This window comes from Halorutilus salinus (genome assembly GCF_026242195.1).
GTDB classification, from domain to species: domain Archaea; phylum Halobacteriota; class Halobacteria; order Halobacteriales; family Halorutilaceae; genus Halorutilus; species Halorutilus salinus.
In genome coordinates, this window is sequence record NZ_RKLV01000001.1 from 115,298 (window position 1) to 134,340 (window position 19,043).

Below are 19,043 nucleotides of genomic sequence, written 5' to 3' on the forward strand. Positions count from 1 at the left end.
CATAATCTACACGGGACGCCGTATTAAACGCCGCGTCTCAGGCGTACCTCAGTCGAGCGCAGTAAGCTCGTCAAGCTGAGGTATGGAGGCGTCGTCGTCGAGCATCTGCTTCATCCTACCCTGATGACGGTCGGCGGCGTACCGCGCGAGCCTTCCGGGACCCGTACCGGGGAAGCTATCCGGGTCGTCGACGGAGTCCCAGACGTGCATCACCGTCTTCTGAACAAGAGGCACGATGTCACCGAGCGTGTCGTGTAGAACCTCCTCGTCGACGCCTTCCTCGTGTATCGCCTCCTTGACCTTACGCATACCGAAGCCGACGTGACGCGCCTCGTCGCGGCGTATCAGCTTGATGCCTTTGACCAGACCCGGTAGGTGAGGAAGGTCTTCCTTCGTACCGTCGAAGTTCTTTGTAAGACCCCAGTATCCCGTCTGTGCGAGTATACCCTCGACGGTCAGGTGGTAGTGGGCGTACGCACGCACCCGGTTCTCAACCGTATCCTCCTCTACGAGCCTGTGCATCGCCTCCTCCTCTCGCTCGAACAGTTCGAGGTACTCGTCGGCGTACCACCGATCCTCGTGCGGTGATGTCACGTCCATGCCGACCGTCTCCTCCGCGGGGTTGGTCACCTCGCGCCAGTAACGGTCGAAGAAGTCGGCGTGTTTCGCCTCCTCGTACATCTGTGTGGTTATGAACATCTGATCCTCGACCGTATCGAGAGCCGTCGCAAGCGGTGCGAGATCCTCGGTCACCGACCCCTCACCCGCACCGAACATGGCGAGCGCCGAACGGAGTATGTTGGTTGAGTTGCGTATCTCCTCCTCCGTCCAGTCGATATCGTCCGCCATCGCCACGAAGTTCTCGCGATCCTCCGACAGATCTATCCCGTACGGATCCCAGTGCCCTTCGACGGCGTTTCTGTAGTAACGGTAGCTATGATCCTCGGTTGCAAGGCTGTAGTCGGCTCCCATACCCTAACCACGCACGGCTCTCACGTACCGTTTTAGCCTCGTCCGAACCGTGGAAAAAAGGCTGTTTAATACGCGGTCGGTGTACGGAGAATGTAAAAACGGGGGTGGTGTCCGGGACACGAGGGTATACACCGGCGGTGGACGCCGGCGACGGCTGAACCGGCGCACGGAAGCGGCACCCGTGCGGCGACGGCACCATGGATGGCGTGACACCTGACCCCGCGTCTTGGCGTAGGAGGGCTTGTCTAATTTAATTGGCGTATGCGAAAAAACGTATTTTACATAACGCCCCCGACCGTCTATGCGTCGAGGTCGAACCGGTCGTTCCTCATCACCTTGCTCCACGCATCGACGAAGTCGTTCACGAACTTCTCCTCGCCGTCGTCGCTTCCGTACACCTCGGCGATAGCACGGAGACGTGGGTGGGAGCCGAATATGAGATCGAACCGTGTGGCTTCCCATCTTAACTCTCCCGTAGCACGGTCGTACCCCTCGTAGATCGGCTCGGAGGTCGGCGACTCCTCCCACTCCGTGCCCATGTCGAGCAGGTTTACGAAGAAGTCGTTGGTGAGCACCCCCGGCTCGTCGGTGAGGACGCCGCGGTCGGAACCGTCGTAGTTTGCGTCCAGAACCCTTAGCCCGCCGACGAGCGCCGTCATCTCGCCGGTCGTCAGGTTCAGCAGATCCGCCTTGTCGACGAGCGTCTCCTCGGGTCGCTCGTCGGATCCGTCGCCGAGGTAGTTCCGGAAGCCGTCGGCACGGGGCTTCAGCGCCTCAAAGGAGCCTACGTCGGTCTGCTCCTCGGTGGCGTCGGTTCTGCCCGGATCGAAGGGGACTTCGACATCGTAGCCGGCTTCCTCAGCCGCCTGTTCGACAGCCGCGTTACCTCCCAGCACGATCAGATCGGCGAGCGAGACGCGTGTGTCGTCCGACTGCGCGGCGTTGAACTCCGCCTGAATCCCCTCGTAGGTCTCAAGGACGGTCGAAAGCTCCGCAGGGTTGTTGACCTCCCAGCCCCTCTGAGGTTCGAGACGGATCCGCGCGCCGTTCGCACCTCCGCGTTTGTCGCTGTCGCGGTAGGTCGACGCCGACGCCCAAGCGGTTCGCACGAGCTGAGGAACCGACAGATCCGAACCGAGGATCGTCCGTTTGAGTTCGGCGATCCCGTCGTCGTCGATGGGGTCGTAGTCGGCGTCGGGCAGAGGATCCTGCCAGATCATCTCCTCGTCGGGTACCTCGGGTCCGAGGAAACGTTCGGGCGGTCCCATGTCACGGTGGGTGAGCTTGTACCACGCCTTCGCGAACGCCATCCCGAACTCCATCGGGTTCTCGGAGAACCCCTCCATCACCTCACGGTACTCCGGATCCCTTTTCAGCGCTATGTCGGTCGTTAGCATCATCGGTGTGACCTCCTCGTCGGGGTCGTGGGCGTCCGGCGCAGGTTCGACGAGTTCCCCCTCCCTCGGCGTCCACTGCCACGCGCCGCCGGGACCCTTCTCAGGCTCCCACTCGTACTCAAGCAGGTTGTCGACGTACCCCATGTCCCACTCGGTCGGTGAGGAAGTCCATGGACCCTCGATACCGCTCGTGATCATAGCACCGCTGGTCGCGCCGTCCTGCTCCCATCCAAGCCCCTGTTGCTCGATGGGTGCGGCGTTCGGCTCAGGACCCATGTTCTCGTCGGGGTCGTCGGCTCCGTGAACCTTACCGAACGTATGCCCGCCGGCGATAAGCGCCGCCGTCTCCTTGTCGTTCATCGCCATACGGTCGAACGTCTGGCGGATGTTCTTCGCCGACGCCATCGGGTCAGGCTGACCGTCGGGACCCTCAGGGTTGACGTAGATCAGCCCCATCACGGAAGCGCCGAGACCCTCCTGAATCTCGCCAGCTTCCTCGAACCGCTCTTGCGTGTCAAGCTCCTTTTCGGGTCCCCAGTCAACGGCGTCGTCGCCCTTGAAGTCATCCTCACGCCCTCCTGCGAAGCCGAACGTCTTGAACCCCATCGACTCGATGGCGACGTTCCCCGCCAGAACCATGAGATCCGCCCACGACAGCTTACGACCGTACTTCTGCTTGACCGGTAGCAGGAGGCGTCGCGCCTTGTCGAGGTTTGCGTTGTCGGGCCAGCTGTTGATCGGCGCGAACCTCTGTCTTCCTCCAGCCGCTCCGCCCCGCCCGTCAGCGGTACGGTACGTACCGGCGCTGTGCCACGCCATACGTATCATCAACGGACCGTAGTTACCGTAGTCCGCGGGCCACCAGTCCTGCGAGGTCGTCAGAACCTCCTCGATGTCCTCCTTCACGGCTTCGAGGTCGAGCTTTTCGAACTCCTCGGCGTAGTCGAACCCCTCGTCCATCGGACCCACGTTGCTTCCGTTCTGGTCGAGAATCTCCAGCTTCAACCGGTTGGGCCACCAGTCTTGGTTAGACATAGACATCATGAATAGATCGGCGCTCTCGCATATTAAGCTTGTTCATTACCACATTCATGTTACCTATTCACATACTGAGATTAGCTATCGACGTACTGATGTTGTCCGATCTCAAACATCCGTCTTCTTAGCTGTTCAACGTCCGTGGACTTCGAAGACAGTCTGGGGGTGAGAGAGGCGCAGAACATAGACCGGTGGGGACGCGAGAAACGACGGAGGTATATCAGTCACGTATAGCGTCGACGGGATCCTCGTTCGCCGCCGACCATGCCGGATATATACCGCTGAGAACGCTCACGGCTACACCGACGCCGAACGCTGTGCCGAGGTAGAAGAACGTACCTGGGTCGAAGACCGCCGAGGCTCCCACCGGTGTCAGGTAGTAGAGTGCGGCGACGGCGATGGACGTAAGCGCAACCCCGAACACGGAACCGACGACGCCGAGAGCGACAGCCTCTATGAGTATTATCCTGACCACGTCTCCGCGTTGCCCGCCGACGGCTCTCATTACGCCTATCTCGCCGCGGCGTTCGACCACGCTCATCATCATGACGTTGAGTATGCTCACGCCGGCGACTATGAGCGAGATCGCGCCGAGGCTTATGAGAAAGCCGCTGAGGAGCGAGAAGAAGTCATCTATCTCCTCAACCACCGACGAGAGTTCGAAGACGGTGACACGGTTCTCGCGCGCGTTCACCGTTTCCCGTACTGCGTCAGCCGCCTCGCTTGCGCCACCGCCTGACTCTCCGCTCAGGACGACCTGATCGTAGCCGCCGCCGGTTCCGAGAGCTGTCTCAGGGACGACGACCGCCTCGTCGGGGCTAACGGGCGATATCTGTGTTTCGGAGCCTTGTAGAACTGCGACTATCCTGTATGAGCCGACCTCGGTCTCGATCCTGTCGCCGACACGTAGGCTGAGCCTCTCGGCGACCTCCGAACCGACCGCGGCACCGGTTCTGAACACACGCGGAAGGCTACCTTCGGAAGCCTCGAAGACCGCACCCGGGTTCTCCGTGCCGTAGAACGTGACCGAAGCCGTCTCCCCTCTGCTCGCGGCTAACCCCGACGCCGTGAGTATAGCCGCCGAGGGCGTCCCCGAGGTGGCGCGCTCTATCTCGTCGACGACCGTCTCAGGTATGGAGGTGTACCCCTCCTCGCCGTTCGGCGTGACAACCACCTCGCTCCCTATCTCACCTATTGTAGATGTCGCCTCGACTGCGAGAACGTTCCCGAATATACCGAGCGCGGCTATCGCGAACACGCCTATGGCGATACCCGCACACGCGAGACCCGATCTGAACCTACTCCGTGTCAGGTTACGCACCGCCATACCGACGAGCGTCGGCTTCGGGTTCACGGCTCGCCCCCGACACGCGCCGTGTCGGAGCGCGAATCCGACAGCCTACCGTCGACGAGTTCCACGGTTCTGTCGGCGTACTCCTCCACCATCGGGTCGTGCGTCACGGCTATTACGCTCACGCCCGTCTCGCGCACCTTCGATATCTCACCCAGTATCCTCTCGCTCGTGTCGAGGTCGAGGTTCCCCGTCGGTTCGTCGGTGAGCAGAACCTCAGGCGAGTTTATGAGCGAACGCGCGATAGCGACGCGTTGCTTCTGCCCGCCTGAGAGTTCGTTCGGGTAGTGGTCTACCCTGTCACCCAGACCGACACGTCCGAGTAGCTCGCGTGCGCGTCCGCTGTCGACACGGCTCTTGTTGAACGCCGTCGGCATACGGACGTTCTCCTCGGCGGTCAGGTTAGGGAGGAGATAGAAGTCCTGAAAGACGAAGCCGATCACCTCACCGCGTTTCTCCGTCCTCCTGCTTTCGCTCATATCCGTGGCATCGACGCCCCCGACGACAACCCTACCGCTCGTCGGTCTGTCGAGTAGCCCGATCAGGTTGAGCATGGTGCTCTTGCCGCTACCGCTCGGTCCTATCACGGAGACGAACTCGCCCTCATCGACGGTCACGTTTATGTCGTCGAGAGCCGTTACCCTCCTGTCGCCGCTCTCGTACTCCTTCGTCACACCGATCAGCTCGACAGCCGTCATCCCTTACCGCCGTTACCGTCTTCTACCCTTCTGCCCCCTCTGCGACGGAGGTACACGGCGACCGCCGAGACGAGGGGAACGAGGAGAGCCAAGCCGATGAGCGCCGAGAAAGCGGGTTCGCCGCCCCCGCCCCCGCCCCCGCCTTCCTCACCGCCGCCGCCCGCTTCCGTCCCCGTTACGTCCGAACCCGTGTCGATCCTAAGAGGGAACGTCTCCCTTCTGTCCGTACCGTCGAAGCTGTACCTCACCTCGACGGGTATACTGTCCGCCGCTTTGTCGACCTCCGCGGTGAGTTCGAAGAACGTAAACTCCGAACCCGGAACAGTGCCTATGAAGCTGTTCGCCGACGGGTACGTGGGCGAGACGCCGTCGCCGGAGTCACCGACAGAGACCGTCGTACCTCTGGCGTCAGCACGTCCGGTGTTCCCGACGTTTCCCGACAGAACGATCGTATCCCCCTCGCGTTGCATGCTCACGTCGGTGACCGTGAGGTTTGCGACCGCCGGATCGTACTCGACCGAACGTGTCGCGGTTCCCGTCTCACCAGCCGCGGTGTACGTGACCTCGAAGCTGTACGTACTCGTCCCGATCCTCGACGGTTCGAGGCTGACCGTCTCCACCCCGAACGGTGCGAGGCTACCGACAGCTATACGCGGAAGACTCTGACCGTCGACGCTGGGGGTCACGTAGACGTCCCTCGCTTCGACGTTGCCGAAGTTCGTTACGCGTACCTCAAAGGCGTCCACCGTGGGTGGTTCTTCGTCCTGACCCAACGATCCGGAACCGACCCCGCCACCGCCTATACCGCCACCGCCGAGGACGTTACCTATGTTTATCCCGCCTACCTGTTCCCCCTGCCCGCCCTCGGCTCCGTCCTCCTCGCCGCTCGGTCTCTCGACGAGCGTAGCGTCCACACCGACGTCGCCCTCAGGGCGCTGTACGTCGACGGAGCCTACGAAGAAGTTTACCGGCTTTGCGGCTGTTACCGTCCCATCGGTTCCTTCGCCCTGACTCGTCGCGCGTACGTACGCCTCAAGACGTTTGAAACCGACCTCCTCGAACGAAGTAACGAGGTCGACTGTAACCGTGTCTCCGGGCGAGAGAGCGCCGACACCCGACCTTGCAACCGCCGTCGCCCTGTCCACGGAGTCGAACGGTCCACCTCCTCTTTCCCTAAGATACAGCCTGTCGACCTCAACCGCGTCGGTGCTACCCCCGGAGTTCGAAACAGTGATACTGACGTTGACCATCTCTCCGGGACTCGGTCTATCGTCCGAGACACCCACCTCCTCGATCGTTAGACGCGCATCCGGAACGGCACCGACGGACGCACAGGCTGAAAGCAACACGACAGCGGAGGTAATACCTACGAGTAGTGCGGTTTGCGGAAGACTTCTCATCCACCGTAGTGTACGTCTCGTACACGAATATGCGTTCGGGTTGGGCTTCACGAGCGAGACCGACGGAGGGTCAGGGCTTCTTACACCACGAACCGGGCGCTCGTACGCCTCCGGCGTTCCGGTACCCTCACGATCGGCTACCCACGTCGAACTCCTCCGCCGACCGGTAGCAGAAGCATCCTTCGGGAACCCCCACCGACCTGACCTCGCTCGCGTCCGGGCTGTGCTCCCACCTGACCCCGGTCTCTGTTCCGTCGCGCCGGTGTAGCCTGAAGTCGGACTCGCCGTGTTTCACCAACACGTACAGTTTCGCCGTCATACGCCGGTGGAACTCCTCAGTCGTCGGCGAAGCTTCCTTCCGACAGTCCCACACTTCCCTCATCCTGTCCCGACTCGGTGAACTCAGGGTACGAACTCATCCCGTGCTCGCTCACGTCCAGGCCCTGGCTCTCCTCGTTCTCGGAGACACGAAGACCGATGACCGCGTCGATAGCGCCCATCGTAACCATCGTCGCGAGCACCGTCCACGTGCCTATCAGCCCGACGCCGGCTACCTGCATCACGAGCTGGCTGAACGAGAACCCTGCGACATCGAAGAACGGGATCATCATCGTCCCTATGAAACCCGCGCTCCCGTGGACGGCGAAGACGCCGACGACGTCGTCGACACCCAGCGAGTCAACGACCCACCGAAAGACGAAGGGCGTCGTTGCTCCCCCGACGATCCCTATTACGAGACCTCCGACCCACGTCACATGGGCACATGCACCCGTGATAGCCACAAGTCCTGCGAGGAGACCGTTTGCCGAGAACAGCGGGTCGGGCTTGCCCTGCCAGAACGTCGTGACGGCGGTCGAGGCTACCATACCTGCTCCCATAGCCAGCGTCGTGTTAAGAGCCACGCGTCCGAGAGCGCCGCCCTGGAACGCCCCGTCCGTCGTGAGCACCGTCGCCTGCGTGCCGACGTTAAAGCCGTACCAGCCGAAGGCGAGTATCAGGGTTCCGAGGACGGCGTATATGACGTTGTGTCCGGGTATCGGCACCGAGTTCCCTTCTGGGTCGTACCTGTCCCTACGTGGACCGAGCATGTACGCCGCTGTCAGACCTGCTATGCCGCCGACGGCGTGGACGACCGTCGCACCCGCGAAGTCCTTGTAGCCGACGCCGAGAGCCTGTCCGAGGTATCCGGTTGAGGAAAGCAGACCCGTTCCTCCCCACGCCGAACCCGCGACAACGGGGTAGATTACCGCGGTTATAACGACGGCGTAGACCGCGTACGCCGAGAACTTTATCCGTCCCGCAACCGCACCCGAAACGATAGTCGCCGCTGTCATGGCGAAGACGGCACCGAACAGCCACCCCACCCAAGAGCCGGGGTCACTGATATGCGACATAGCTCCGCCGATGTCGAAAGCCGTACCCGGCGAACCTATCTGACCCACGACGGCGAATACCCCTGCCCCTATCAGGAAGTACACCAAGACACCCGCCGACCAGTCCCACATGTTTTTCATAACGACGTTTGCGGCGTTTTTGGCGCGCACCTGACCCGCTTCAAGCAGTGCGAACCCTGGTTGCATGAAGAATATCAGGAACGTCACCGTGAGTATCCAGACGTTGTTGATGCTGTCCGCGATAGCCGTCACGTCCGACTGAAGCGCGTACGTTCCTAACATCCCCTTCTCCGAGTGTTTTCTTGGTCTTTGTCTACCTCCATCCGGCTTACCTCTATGTACATTTTGCGTATTACGTAATAATACAAATGATGGGGGCTTAATCAACGTTTTGATTTACAGAGTTGCAATAGCTTAGGGAACCGCTCTTTCCAACTCTCAGAGGAGATCGGTGTTGCGTACCGGAAAACCGACGAAGCAAGCTATCACCTTCGGGTGTCTGATCCGTGTGTCAGAAGGTAGACGAGGAGGGATTTGGAATAACCGTCGCTGTCGGGCGTTCGGTGTGAAGGATGCTTAGCACCGAGTCTGTAGTCCCGCGAGGATTCGAACCTCGGTTAGGGGGACCAGAACCCCCCGTGATTGACCACTACACTACGGGACTCCGTTCTTTACTTATCCCTCTCGTCTATTATCCTTTACCCTTTGGGACAAGTTATTATCGGCGCGTGCGTACTGTTGACCATGGATACCTACCTGTTCGGTCCCGACGATATCGACGAGACGCTCGATACCCCCTCGGTAACCGACGCCGTAGAGGACGCCTTCGCGGCGTACTACCATGAGGACGCCCAGATGCCGCCTAAGTCGTACATCGATCTCCCGGAGTACAACGGCGACTTCCGTTCGATGCCCGCGTACGTCGGCGGTGACGACGACGGAGCGGCGGTCAAGTGGGTCAACTCCCACCCGGACAACCCCGACGAACACGGCCTGCCGTCGGTCATGGGCGTCGTCGTCTACTCCGACCCCGAAACGGCGTTTCCGCTTGCAGTCATCGATGGAACGACCCTCACGCGTTACCGTACGGGTGCTGCGGCGGGCGTTGCGACACGGCACCTCGCGCGCGAGGAAGTATCGACGTTCGGTGTCGTAGGCGCGGGCGCGCAAGCGTACAGACAGGTCGAGGCGGTAACCGCCGTCCGAGACATAGAACGCGTAGTCGTCTCGGATGTCGATGAAGAAGCGGTCGAACGTTTCGTCGATGACCACGACGACACCTCCTTCGACGTCGTCGGCGGGAAGACGCGGGAAGCCGCGGGGTGCGACGTCGTCTCTACCCTCACCCCCTCGCGCGAACCCATTGTGGAACGCAACTGGGTGAACGACGGCGCGCACGTCAACGCTATGGGTGCGGATGCCGAGGGGAAACAGGAACTCGACTCCGAACTTGTCAAGGATGCACGCGTGGTCGTCGACAACCCGGAGCAGTGCCTCCATTCGGGTGAAATAAACACACTCGTCTCCGCAGGTGAGTTCGACGAGGACGACGTCTACGCCACCCTCGGAGAGGTCATCGCGGGTGATGACCCCGGAAGCAGAGAGGACGACATCACGGTATTTGACTCGACGGGTCTCGCTATACAGGATGTCGCGGCGGCACGTCTCGTCAACAAACGTGGACGCGAGCGGGGTATCGGTACCCCTTTCGAACTCGTCGGGACGTAACCGAACGACCGATTTAATACGTCGGAAGACGTACATAAACTGATGTCTGAGGACGAGTACAGCGAGGAACAACGGCGTATACTCGAACATCTCCGCGACGGTATCGGATGCGGAAAGAGATACTTCAAGAGCAAGAGCATCGCCGACTCGACCGAACTCTCCTCGAAACAGGTCGGCGTCCATCTCTCGATTCTCAAGGACGCCTGCGACGAGATGGAGATACAGAAATGGGGTCGGTCGACGTCGACGACTTGGCAGGTATCGACCGAATGACGGCTGAGGAGGTACCCGACGATCACCCTCGGCATGGTTCGCTCGTTACGCGTCACCGTATCGAGGAGGGCGTCGAGAAAGGTATCACGAGCAAGCAGGGACTCGTTGCTCAGGGACGCGGCGAGGCTCTCGACTACCTTCTCGGGGAGGAGACGGTGCCAGCGGCGGAGCGTGCGGAGCGCACAGCGGTCGCGCGTACCCTCCTCGCCGACCACGCCGTCGTCTCCGTCAACGGCAACGTCGCCGCGCTCTGCCCCCAAGAGGCGGTTTCGCTCGCCGAGGCTGTCGGCGCGGACATCGAGGTCAATATCTTCCACCGGACGCGTGAACGTCTCGAAGCGATCGCCGAGCACCTGCGTGAACACGGCGCGGACGAGGCGGATGTCGCCCTACGCGGTCTGGAGGCGGACGCACGTATCCCCGATCTTTCGAGCGAACGCGCAAAGGTCGACCGCGACGGTATCTACTCCGCGGACGTTGTCGTCGTCCCTCTCGAAGACGGTGACCGTGCAGAGGCGCTCGACGCGATGGGAAAGGACGAGATCGTCGTCGATCTCAACCCGTTGTCGCGTTCGGCGCAGACGGCGACGGTTCCCGTAGTCGACAACGTCGTGCGCGCGTTTCCGCGTATGACCGAGTACGCCGAGACGTTGGCGTCCGCTTCCGACGACGAACTCCGTGAGATCGTCGATTCCTTCGACGCAGACGAGGCGCTCCACGACGCCGAACGGCGTATACGCGAGGGCTTCGGCGACGGCGACACGCGGTAGCTTTACTACGGTCGGTGTCAACGTTTAGTACATGGAAGTTCACGTTACGGGCGGCACGGGGTTCGTAGGCTCACATCTCTGTAACAAACTCGCCGAAAACGGACACGACGTGGTCGCTGTCTCCCGAAACCCCGACGAGTCACCCGTCGGTATAGACGGATCGGTCGAACGCCGTGAGCGAGACGTTACCGAAGCCGGGACGCTCGACTTCTCGGGCGCGGATGTCGTCGTACATCTCGTCTCGCTGTCACCCCTCGTCAAGCCGCGCGGTACGACCCACCACGACGTTACCGCCGAAGGAACGCGTAACGTCGTCGAGGCGTGCGAGAACGACGGCGTCGACCGTCTCGTACATATGAGCGCGCTCGGTGCCGACACCGACGGCGAGACGGCATACATACGCGCCAAGGGCGAGGCGGAGGACGCAGTCTCCGTTTCGTCGCTCGACGCGACCGTCTTCCGCCCCTCGGTCGTCTTCGGCGACGGCGGAGAGTTCGTGTCCTTCACCAAGCTACTCACAACGCCTTACGTCACGGGTCTTCCGGGCGGTGGCGATACGCGTTTCCAGCCTATCTACGTCGGCGACCTCGTCGAGGCGGTCGCTGAAACCGTCGAGAACGACGAACATACGGGCGAGACGTACGAGATAGGGGGTCCCGAACGTCTCACGCTCGCTGAGATGTCGCGCTCCGTCTACGAGGCTGAGGGACGTAGCCTTGTCGTCGTTCCCGTACCGATGCCGCTCGCGCGCGTGGGTCTCGCACTCGCCGACCCTCTTCCTTTCGTACCCATGGGTTCGGACCAGTACGCGTCGCTCAAGTTCGACAACGTCGTCGAAGGCACGAACGGTATAGGCGTCTTTGTCCCCGTCGACGAACTAACGACGTTCGACGGATGGCTGGGTTTCGAAGACGGTCAGTAGACGTCGTCAGCCTTCGCCTTCACGCGTTCGAAAAGACGCTCCTCGGTCGCGCGTAACGAACGTAACGCCTCGTCGGTGTAGTCGACGTTGCGCGACGCGACCGTAAGCTCCAACGCGACGCCGTCGGCGTGCTCTTCGACAGTATCGGCGTACCCCAAAAGATGATCGAGCGCCTCTAACGTCTCGTCACGCGCGTAGACGCCCTGCGCCGCTTCCCAGAAGCCGTCCTTAGGGAAGCCCGCGATAGGACCGAGGTCGTCGCCTATACGTCTGTACCGCGCGAGGAGAGCGTCACCGAGTTCGTCGCGCCCTTCGTCGCACCGCTCGTACCAGTAGTCGGTTTCGAGTACCTCGTCCTCGTACTTACCGAAGCTACCGCCGTCGACGCCGACCTCCTCGGCGTAGTCGAGCGCCGCCTTCATACCGCGTTCGTAACCGGCGCGGTGTCGTGTGAACTCCTCCGACAGTGTACCGCCAAGGAAGAAACGTGCGGCACCGTCGACGGGCGACGGTACGAAGCCGAGACCCACGGCGCGCGACGGTCGGAACTCGCCCGTCCATACGTCGAAGACCGACCCCGAGACGAGCCTTAGCTGTTCGCGTACGGCTTCGCGCGTCATACCGTATACGCGCCCCGGTGGCTTATCCGGGTTGCGGAAACAGCCAACTGAAAGAGTTAACCGTCGCGCGTACAAGACGGATGTATGGAAAGCAGAACCGTCGACGCCGACGGCTTCGTGCCCTCGGAACACGGTTTCACCGACGCACTACGCGAAGCCATCGAGGAGGAGATGGACTTCCTCGACGACCGCGACCTGCATCTCGTACGTATGCGTGAGAACGACGACGGCGAGATACAGCAGGTCACCATACAGGCGGACGACGAGATGTACCGTCTCTCCGAGGTCTCGCCGGGGAACGTATCGCGCACCGTCTTCCGTAACCCTAAGCGCGACGAGGCGGTTCCGTATCAGGACGGCGACGGAGGTGACGCTGAGGCGGTGGACGAAGCAGATGGAGAAGCCGAGGACGACGAAGCCGGTGACGAGACGCCGGAAGACGGATAGACACCGACGGCGTCAGTGTTTTGGGTTCGCGGTACGAAACAACCTTTCATGGAAGACGAACGTATACTCTACCGCCTCCAGGCGTGCCCGTTCTGCGAACGCGTCGTCCGCGTCCTCGACGAACACGGCGTCGACTACGAGTCGCGTTTTGTGGAGCCGTTGCATAGCGAACGCGACGCCGTCAGACGCGTCTCGGGTTCACGTACAGTCCCCGTGCTCGTAGACCCTGAGACGGGCGCGACGCTGACAGAGAGCGAGAACATCGTTGAGTACGTTGAGAAGTACTACGGCGAAGGGGAGGACCCGAACACCGACGGAGGCGGTGACTGAATGGAACTCGGCTTCGAGGTCACACAGCTACCGCCGCATGACGCGCCGGAGGAAGGCGAAGAAGCGCCGGGGTTCACACGTCCGCTCGTAAACGATGAGTACTGGGAGGACGCCGCGCTCTCCGATACCGTCCCCGCGCTCGTCGTCTTCTACCCCATGAACGGCTCGTTCCCCGCGACGTACATATGGCAGGAGGTCGAGGAGCGCGGATGGGACGACGACGGGACGGTCGTTGGCGTAACCGCGTCGACGCCTTACTCGCACAGACGTTTCCTCGACGAACGCGATACCGACGCGCGTCTGTTCGCCGACCCGTCGAACGGTGTCGCGCGCGAATGGGGCGTGGCGCACGAACTCGACGGCATGACGGGCGTCGAGGAGCCGCGTCCGGCGGTCTTCTACGTCGACGAAGGTATGACCGTTAGATACGCGTGGGTCGCCGACGAGCACCCTGAGTTCCCGCCGTACGACGAGATAGACGGTGTCGTCGGTTGAGAGAGGTGCGGCACGCGACGCGTTTTTGACCGCGCGGCACGTAGACCGTGTATGGAGGAAGCCACGTTCGCAGGCGGATGTTTCTGGTGTATCGAGGCTCCGTTCAAACGCGTCGACGGCGTCGAATCGGTCACGTCGGGCTACATCGGCGGCGACACCGAGGATCCGACGTACGACGAGGTCTGTTCGGGAACGACGGGGCACGCCGAGGCGGTGCGCGTCGAGTACGACCCCGATACGGTCACGTACCGCGAACTCCTTGAGGTTCTGTTCGCGCTCCACGACCCGACGACGCGCGACCGCGAGGGTCCCGATGTTGGTAGCCAGTACCGTTCCGCCGTCTTCTACCACGACGAAGAACAGCGCGAGGAGGTCGAGGCGTACATCGACGAACTCGAAGGCGACGTATACGACGGTATAGTGACCGAGGTCGCCCCAGCCGAGAGGTTCTACGTCGCAGAGGAGTACCATCAAGACTACTACGAAAGCAACCCGGATCAGCCCTACTGCCGCGCACACATACCTCCAAAGCTCCAGAAGGTCACCGAACGTTTCCCCGGACTCGTCACCTGACGCCGTCTCTACCGAAGCCTATAGGTCGCGCCGGCGACACGACGGAGTATGTACGACAAGGTTCTGTTCCCGACGGACGGCGAACGGTCCAGCCAAGCCGCCGCGGACGACGCGGTCGAACTCGCCGAACTCCACGGCGCGACATTACACGTCCTGCATGTCGTAGACGACGCGACGGTTGAGGTACTCGCCGAGGCGGGCGAGATGTCGCGTGACGAGGTCGAGAACTCTCTCGAATCCGAGGGTCGGAAAGCTGTCGGTACCGTCGCCGACGAGGCGCGCGAGGCGGGCGTCGACGTAGAGACGGAGGTCGTCCACGGAAAGCCCGACGACGTCATCGTAGAACGCGCCGACGAACTCGACGCCGACGTAATCGTGATGGGTACCGAGGAACAGCCGAGCGAGTACCGCGACCTTCTCGGAAGCGTGACGGAGAACGTTCTGCGTAGGACGATGGCGCGTGTCCTCGTCGTTAAGACGGAAGCAGGGGTCGACGGATAGTGCGCGAGACCACAACACCGACCGCGTACGTATGAGGTTTCGGAACACGCGACAGCCCGACTGGGACTGGTGGGGCAGGCTCTGGACGGCACCCGGCGAGACGTTACGCGACCTCGGTCTCAAAACCGGGGACGACGTAGCCGAGGTCTGCGCCGGAAACGGCTACTTCGCGTTCCCCGCAGGACGTATCGCTCAACCGGGCGACGTGTACGCAGTCGATATAGACGCCGCGCTTCTCGACGAACTCGAAGACATAGCCGAGAAGAACGGCGTGGCGAACATCGAGACGGTCACCGCCGACGCCTACGAACTCTCCGAGCATATCGACGCGGTCGACTTCGTCCTCTTGGCGAACACGCTCCACGGCGTCGACGACCCGCGGAGAATCCTCTCCGAGTGCCGTGAGGTACTCGCCGACGACGGACACCTCGTCGTCGTAAACTGGCACGACCTACAGAGACACGAGACGACCGTGGCGGGCGAGGAACGCGGTCCGCCCGAAGAGCTACGTATGACGCCCGACAAAACCGTCGATGTCGCCGAATCCGCCGGACTCGTCGAGGCGGAACGTACCGAGCTACCACCATACCATTACGCGATCACCTTCCGGCTGGACGGCTAAGCTAACGAAACTTCTACACAAAGCTGTCGCTCCTCGTCTAAAAACTGGAATAAAAAGCGGCGACGAACGACCGGTAAGAAAGCCATCAACAGAAACTTCTCCCTTCCCACCGGGACGAACCCTGCGTGTACTCGGGATGGGTTTCCTAGGCTTTCCACCAGCCACTCCTCTCGGAGCCATCTGTCCCGGGGGCTCGCGCACCCCAGTACCGGATGGAACGCAGGCGGGCTTAACTTCCGTGTTCGGGATGGGTACGGGTGTAACCCCGCCGCTATGGTCGCCTAAAGCCGATCCGTGGGGGTCGAACCCACGAACGCGCCCGACGCGCGACCGGCGATGTAAATGTAAGCGTGACTCAGTTAGTGCCTGGATCCACCAGAACCGATAAGGATGGCTTGGCGTTTAGTGGACGCGGACTGAACTCGTCGTTGCCTTCGAGATTACATCCCGTCTCTATCTAACTCGTCTTGTACGAGCCGCCTCAGTGGAGCCTCTTTTTCAGGTAGGTTTCCGGCTTAGATGCTTTCAGCCGTTAACCCGTGGCGCGTAGCTGCTCGGCAGTGCCCTGTCGGACAACCGATACACCAGTGGCGCCGTTGCTATGTTCCTCTCGTACTGATAGCAACTTCCCGTCAGGCTCCTGACATCCCCAGTAGATAGCAACCGACCTGTCTCACGACGGTCTAAACCCAGCTCACGACGCCCTTTAATAGGCGAACAACCTCACCCTTGGCGGCTGCTGCACCGCCAGGATGGGCGGAACCGACATCGAGGTAGCAAGCCACCGGGTCGATATGTACTCTTGCCGGTGACGACTCTGTTATCCCTAAGGTAGCTTTTCCGTCATCTACCGCCCGCAACGAGCAGGCTGGTAGGTTCGCTAGACCCGCCTTTCGGCTCGCCGTCCTCCGTTTCTTGAGAACAGCGTCAGACTGCCTTTTGCTCTTACACTCTACTCCGGGTTCCTGACCCGGACGAGGCAATCTTTGGGCACGCTCGATACATTTTCAAGCGTGTACCGCCCCAGTCAAACTGCCCACCTGTTGATGTCCTCCTCCCGGAGTGAGGGTCACAGTCTCCTACGGGTAGTATTTCAATGATGTCTGGGCGACGTGCTGGCGCACGCACCTCTGTAACGACTCCTACCTATGCTGCACATAGGAGCCCATGACCCAACGACAGGCTGCAGTAAAGCTCTATAGGGTCTTCGCTTCCCCCTGGGGATCTCCGGACTCCGCACCGGAACGTAAAGTTCACCGGGACCAAGTTAGGGACAGTAAGGCTTTCGTTCGTCCATTCATGCGAGCCGCCAATAAAGCGGCAAGGTACTACGCTACCTTAAGAGGGTCATAGTTACCCCCGCCGTTAACGGGTCCTTCGCCCCTTTGTACAGGGTTTTCAGATACCCGCACTGAGCAGGATTCAGTGATTGTACTAGGCTTTACAGCTTAGCAATCACCTATGTTTTTATTAGACAGTCGAAGCCTCCTGATGTCTGAGATCTGCCTCGTAAAAGGCAGACACCCCTTCTCGCGAACTTACGGGGCTAACTTGCCGATTTCCCTTAACTCGGTTGTCCCGACACGCCTAGGCCTACTCAGCCAGAGATACCTGTGTCGGTTCTCGGTACGGTCTGTCGTCTCGCCTTTTCACGGGCTCCGGGACTCGAAGGACTTTCGCACTTACGGCTTCGCCCGCTTCTCGCCATTACGGCACTCCACGGGTTTCAGCGTTTGGACGGGGCGAGTGCCCCGCTCCTTCTATCCCAAAGCGTCGGCTTTTGGTGACGACAGGCACGGGAATATTAACCCGTTTCCCTTTCTCCCGTCTCGACTTACGGACGGGATTAGGACCGGCTAACCCTTGGCTGATGAACATTGCCAAGGAAACCTAACTCTTTCGGCGGTCAGGATTCTCACCCGACTACGCTGCTACTATTGCCAGGATTTTCTTCACGACGCGGTCCACACGACCTCAAAGCCGTGCTTCCGCCCGCGCCGAGTGCCCACCTATCGCAAAATGCCGTAGGTATCGGTGACAGACTTGAGCCCCGTTAATTTTGGGAGCCACAAACCTCGACCGGTAAGCTGTTACGCTTTTCTTAGAGGGTAGCTGCTTCTAAGCTGACCTCCCGGTTGTCTACGGCTTGTGACATCCTTCGTGTAATAGCACTTAGTCTGTACTTGGGGACCTTAACCTACGTCTGGGTTGTCTCCCTCGCGGACTACAAGCTTACCCCGTAGCCCGGACTCCCTGCGTCTACGGCGTGTGTGGGTTCGGAGTTCGACAAGGGACCTCTCCCGCTAGGGAGAGTATTCCCCAATCGGTTGCTCTACCCCACACACTACCTCAGCAGAGGTAATGCTTAGACATTTTTTGGTGGGAACCAGCTGTTGCCGGGTTCGATGGGCTTTTCACCCCTATACGTAGATCACGAGAGGGCTTTGTAAGGCACCAACTCTTCGGGCTTCCACGTAGCTTTCGCCACGCTTCACCCTGTCCACGCATAGATCACCCGGTTTCGGGTCGTGTCCTCATGACTTCCCGCGCTTGAACACGGCGAACCACACGTCAAAGACGCTACGTCCATGTTGGTTTCCCTATGGCTCCCACGCTGAACGTGTTAACCTCGCCATAAAGACACATTCCCTGGCTCGTTTTTCATAACGTACGACAGAACACCGGCGACGCACCTCATACTGCGTCCTTGCGGACGGTTCTTTTGGTGCGAAGCTCCTTGCGTGCTCTGTCGCTCCATAACCACCTGATTTCAAGCCCTATCTCACCTCCCTTCTAAGGGTGCTTTCCAGCTTTTGCTCACGCTACTATTGCGCTATCGGTCTCGAGTAGTACTTAGTCTTGGGAGTCGATGTCTCCCGTTTTTCCAAGGGATTTCCAACCCTTGGTACTCCGGAGCTGACGCACCGGTTAGTTGGGTAGGCTTACGGGGCTTTCACCCTGTTTCGCGCTCCGTTCCAGGAGACTTCAGCCCGCCGTTCGCCGGATGAGTGTCAGTCCAATACACCACATTGCCCGAAAGGTGCTCAACGAGCGAAGCTCGTTGGCATCCAGCGAGACTCGCGTCTCGCCCGGACTTCGGTTTGGACTATGTCGGTTTCACTCGCGGTTACTCACGACGTCTCGGTTTGATTTCTTTTCCTGCCCCTACTGAGATGTTTCAGTTCGGGGCGTTCCCCACCGCACGAGGCGGCTGTAATAGGGATTCCCATTAGGAGATCTCGGGTTCTTAGGCTCCGTGCGCCTTCCCCGAGCTTTTCGCAGCTTGGCACGTCCTTCGTCGGCACTCGAGCCGAGCTATTCACCAGGTGGCGTAGTAGCCACGATTGATGATGGTTCCGGTAGATCCAGTTTACACCTGAGTCACGCTTACACACGGCTTCAAAGCACCCCCGTGGGTACGGTGGACGCATCAGCCCTTCCCATCCTCGCTTTCACGGGATGGTGCATCTCGACCGTTCGCTCTCCACCTGAGGAGCCATACGAGATGGCTC

18 protein-coding genes, 1 tRNA gene and 2 rRNA genes are annotated in these 19,043 nt (G+C 60.8%); 10 read left to right on the plus strand and 11 right to left on the minus strand.

Going from position 1 to position 19,043, the window contains the following annotated elements; all coding sequences use genetic code 11:
- Positions 1-48: 48 nt before the first annotated feature.
- From EGH25_RS00625 to EGH25_RS00660, 8 genes are all read right to left on the minus strand, one after another.
- Complete coding sequence (locus EGH25_RS00625) at positions 49-972, minus strand: ribonucleotide-diphosphate reductase subunit beta (protein ID WP_266085381.1); 924 nt, start codon at positions 970-972, stop codon at positions 49-51.
- Between the two features lie 299 nt (positions 973-1,271).
- On the minus strand, positions 1,272-3,410 hold the full coding sequence (katG, locus tag EGH25_RS00630) for a catalase/peroxidase HPI (protein WP_266085383.1): 2,139 nt from the start codon (positions 3,408-3,410) through the stop codon (positions 1,272-1,274).
- 217 nt (positions 3,411-3,627) lie between these two features.
- Positions 3,628-4,761 carry an ABC transporter permease gene (locus EGH25_RS00635; protein ID WP_266085384.1) on the minus strand — a complete coding sequence of 378 codons (1,134 nt, stop codon included), beginning with the start codon at positions 4,759-4,761 and terminating at the stop codon, positions 3,628-3,630.
- The gene (locus EGH25_RS00640; protein ID WP_266085386.1) at positions 4,758-5,456 is read right to left on the minus strand and encodes an ABC transporter ATP-binding protein; all 699 of its coding nucleotides are present in this window, start codon (positions 5,454-5,456) and stop codon (positions 4,758-4,760) included. Before EGH25_RS00640 ends, EGH25_RS00635 begins: the two co-directional genes overlap by 4 nt.
- Complete coding sequence (locus EGH25_RS00645) at positions 5,453-6,856, minus strand: COG1361 family protein (protein ID WP_266085388.1); 1,404 nt, start codon at positions 6,854-6,856, stop codon at positions 5,453-5,455. The genes EGH25_RS00640 and EGH25_RS00645 overlap by 4 nt, the downstream gene beginning before the upstream one ends.
- A gap of 127 nt (positions 6,857-6,983) precedes the next feature.
- The gene (locus EGH25_RS00650) at positions 6,984-7,175 is read right to left on the minus strand and encodes a hypothetical protein (RefSeq protein WP_266085390.1); all 192 of its coding nucleotides are present in this window, start codon (positions 7,173-7,175) and stop codon (positions 6,984-6,986) included.
- Between the two features lie 16 nt (positions 7,176-7,191).
- A complete protein-coding gene (locus EGH25_RS00655; RefSeq protein WP_266085392.1) occupies positions 7,192-8,532 on the minus strand; it encodes an ammonium transporter in 1,341 nt (446 codons plus the stop codon).
- Positions 8,533-8,841: 309 nt separating this feature from the next.
- A tRNA-Gln gene (locus EGH25_RS00660) sits at positions 8,842-8,914 on the minus strand.
- 80 nt (positions 8,915-8,994) lie between these two features.
- On the opposite strand from EGH25_RS00660, the gene EGH25_RS00665 reads away from it, so the two are divergent.
- Genes EGH25_RS00665 through EGH25_RS00680 form a run of 4 tightly spaced genes read left to right on the plus strand, consistent with a single transcriptional unit; the run spans position 8,995 to position 11,943 of the window.
- Positions 8,995-9,978 (plus strand): ornithine cyclodeaminase family protein, encoded by a 984-nt coding sequence (locus tag EGH25_RS00665; protein WP_266085393.1) that lies wholly within the window; start codon positions 8,995-8,997, stop codon positions 9,976-9,978.
- A gap of 42 nt (positions 9,979-10,020) precedes the next feature.
- Complete coding sequence (locus EGH25_RS00670; RefSeq protein ID WP_266085395.1) at positions 10,021-10,251, plus strand: DUF7123 family protein; 231 nt, start codon at positions 10,021-10,023, stop codon at positions 10,249-10,251.
- The gene (locus EGH25_RS00675; protein ID WP_266085687.1) at positions 10,248-11,021 is read left to right on the plus strand and encodes a 4-phosphopantoate--beta-alanine ligase; all 774 of its coding nucleotides are present in this window, start codon (positions 10,248-10,250) and stop codon (positions 11,019-11,021) included. Before EGH25_RS00670 ends, EGH25_RS00675 begins: the two co-directional genes overlap by 4 nt.
- A gap of 31 nt (positions 11,022-11,052) precedes the next feature.
- Positions 11,053-11,943: a complex I NDUFA9 subunit family protein gene (locus EGH25_RS00680; RefSeq protein ID WP_266085397.1), complete on the plus strand. Its 891-nt coding sequence runs from the start codon at positions 11,053-11,055 to the stop codon at positions 11,941-11,943.
- Here the strand turns inward: EGH25_RS00680 and EGH25_RS00685 are convergent.
- The gene (locus EGH25_RS00685; RefSeq protein ID WP_266085399.1) at positions 11,937-12,563 is read right to left on the minus strand and encodes a hypothetical protein; all 627 of its coding nucleotides are present in this window, start codon (positions 12,561-12,563) and stop codon (positions 11,937-11,939) included. The two genes, EGH25_RS00680 and EGH25_RS00685, sit on opposite strands and share 7 nt — an antisense overlap.
- A gap of 84 nt (positions 12,564-12,647) precedes the next feature.
- On the opposite strand from EGH25_RS00685, the gene EGH25_RS00690 reads away from it, so the two are divergent.
- The 6 genes from EGH25_RS00690 to EGH25_RS00715 are packed head-to-tail and all read left to right on the plus strand — an operon-like array spanning position 12,648 to position 15,531.
- Positions 12,648-13,010 (plus strand): hypothetical protein, encoded by a 363-nt coding sequence (locus EGH25_RS00690; RefSeq protein WP_266085400.1) that lies wholly within the window; start codon positions 12,648-12,650, stop codon positions 13,008-13,010.
- Between the two features lie 48 nt (positions 13,011-13,058).
- On the plus strand, positions 13,059-13,340 hold the full coding sequence (locus EGH25_RS00695; protein WP_266085401.1) for a glutathione S-transferase N-terminal domain-containing protein: 282 nt from the start codon (positions 13,059-13,061) through the stop codon (positions 13,338-13,340).
- Positions 13,341-13,835: a redoxin domain-containing protein gene (locus tag EGH25_RS00700; protein ID WP_266085402.1), complete on the plus strand. Its 495-nt coding sequence runs from the start codon at positions 13,341-13,343 to the stop codon at positions 13,833-13,835. It begins immediately after the preceding gene.
- 51 nt (positions 13,836-13,886) lie between these two features.
- Positions 13,887-14,408 carry a peptide-methionine (S)-S-oxide reductase MsrA gene (msrA, locus tag EGH25_RS00705; protein WP_266085404.1) on the plus strand — a complete coding sequence of 174 codons (522 nt, stop codon included), beginning with the start codon at positions 13,887-13,889 and terminating at the stop codon, positions 14,406-14,408.
- A 48-nt stretch (positions 14,409-14,456) separates the two neighbouring features.
- Positions 14,457-14,909: a universal stress protein gene (locus EGH25_RS00710; protein ID WP_266085405.1), complete on the plus strand. Its 453-nt coding sequence runs from the start codon at positions 14,457-14,459 to the stop codon at positions 14,907-14,909.
- Positions 14,910-14,940: 31 nt separating this feature from the next.
- On the plus strand, positions 14,941-15,531 hold the full coding sequence (locus EGH25_RS00715; RefSeq protein WP_266085407.1) for a class I SAM-dependent methyltransferase: 591 nt from the start codon (positions 14,941-14,943) through the stop codon (positions 15,529-15,531).
- Positions 15,532-15,699: 168 nt separating this feature from the next.
- On the opposite strand, the gene rrf is transcribed toward EGH25_RS00715, so the two are convergent.
- Both rrf and EGH25_RS00725 read right to left on the minus strand, forming a co-directional pair.
- Positions 15,700-15,816: ribosomal RNA gene (gene rrf / locus EGH25_RS00720) — 5S ribosomal RNA — on the minus strand.
- Positions 15,817-15,916: 100 nt separating this feature from the next.
- Positions 15,917-18,878, minus strand: a 23S ribosomal RNA gene (locus EGH25_RS00725).
- Positions 18,879-19,043: the final 165 nt, after the last annotated feature.

What these genes read in the sequence shown, in the direction of transcription:
- EGH25_RS00625 (WP_266085381.1), bottom strand. Translation starts at nt 972, where the DNA reads ATGGGAGCCGACTACAGCCTTGCAACCGAGGATCATAGCTACCGTTAC.
- katG (WP_266085383.1), bottom strand. Translation starts at nt 3,410, where the DNA reads ATGTCTATGTCTAACCAAGACTGGTGGCCCAACCGGTTGAAGCTGGAG.
- EGH25_RS00640 (WP_266085386.1), bottom strand. Translation starts at nt 5,456, where the DNA reads ATGACGGCTGTCGAGCTGATCGGTGTGACGAAGGAGTACGAGAGCGGC.
- EGH25_RS00645 (WP_266085388.1), bottom strand. Translation starts at nt 6,856, where the DNA reads ATGAGAAGTCTTCCGCAAACCGCACTACTCGTAGGTATTACCTCCGCT.
- EGH25_RS00650 (WP_266085390.1), bottom strand. Translation starts at nt 7,175, where the DNA reads ATGACGGCGAAACTGTACGTGTTGGTGAAACACGGCGAGTCCGACTTC.
- EGH25_RS00655 (WP_266085392.1), bottom strand. Translation starts at nt 8,532, where the DNA reads ATGTTAGGAACGTACGCGCTTCAGTCGGACGTGACGGCTATCGCGGAC.
- EGH25_RS00665 (WP_266085393.1), top strand. Translation starts at nt 8,995, where the DNA reads ATGGATACCTACCTGTTCGGTCCCGACGATATCGACGAGACGCTCGAT.
- EGH25_RS00670 (WP_266085395.1), top strand. Translation starts at nt 10,021, where the DNA reads ATGTCTGAGGACGAGTACAGCGAGGAACAACGGCGTATACTCGAACAT.
- EGH25_RS00675 (WP_266085687.1), top strand. Translation starts at nt 10,248, where the DNA reads ATGACGGCTGAGGAGGTACCCGACGATCACCCTCGGCATGGTTCGCTC.
- EGH25_RS00680 (WP_266085397.1), top strand. Translation starts at nt 11,053, where the DNA reads ATGGAAGTTCACGTTACGGGCGGCACGGGGTTCGTAGGCTCACATCTC.
- EGH25_RS00685 (WP_266085399.1), bottom strand. Translation starts at nt 12,563, where the DNA reads ATGACGCGCGAAGCCGTACGCGAACAGCTAAGGCTCGTCTCGGGGTCG.
- EGH25_RS00690 (WP_266085400.1), top strand. Translation starts at nt 12,648, where the DNA reads ATGGAAAGCAGAACCGTCGACGCCGACGGCTTCGTGCCCTCGGAACAC.
- EGH25_RS00695 (WP_266085401.1), top strand. Translation starts at nt 13,059, where the DNA reads ATGGAAGACGAACGTATACTCTACCGCCTCCAGGCGTGCCCGTTCTGC.
- EGH25_RS00700 (WP_266085402.1), top strand. Translation starts at nt 13,341, where the DNA reads ATGGAACTCGGCTTCGAGGTCACACAGCTACCGCCGCATGACGCGCCG.
- msrA (WP_266085404.1), top strand. Translation starts at nt 13,887, where the DNA reads ATGGAGGAAGCCACGTTCGCAGGCGGATGTTTCTGGTGTATCGAGGCT.
- EGH25_RS00710 (WP_266085405.1), top strand. Translation starts at nt 14,457, where the DNA reads ATGTACGACAAGGTTCTGTTCCCGACGGACGGCGAACGGTCCAGCCAA.
- EGH25_RS00715 (WP_266085407.1), top strand. Translation starts at nt 14,941, where the DNA reads ATGAGGTTTCGGAACACGCGACAGCCCGACTGGGACTGGTGGGGCAGG.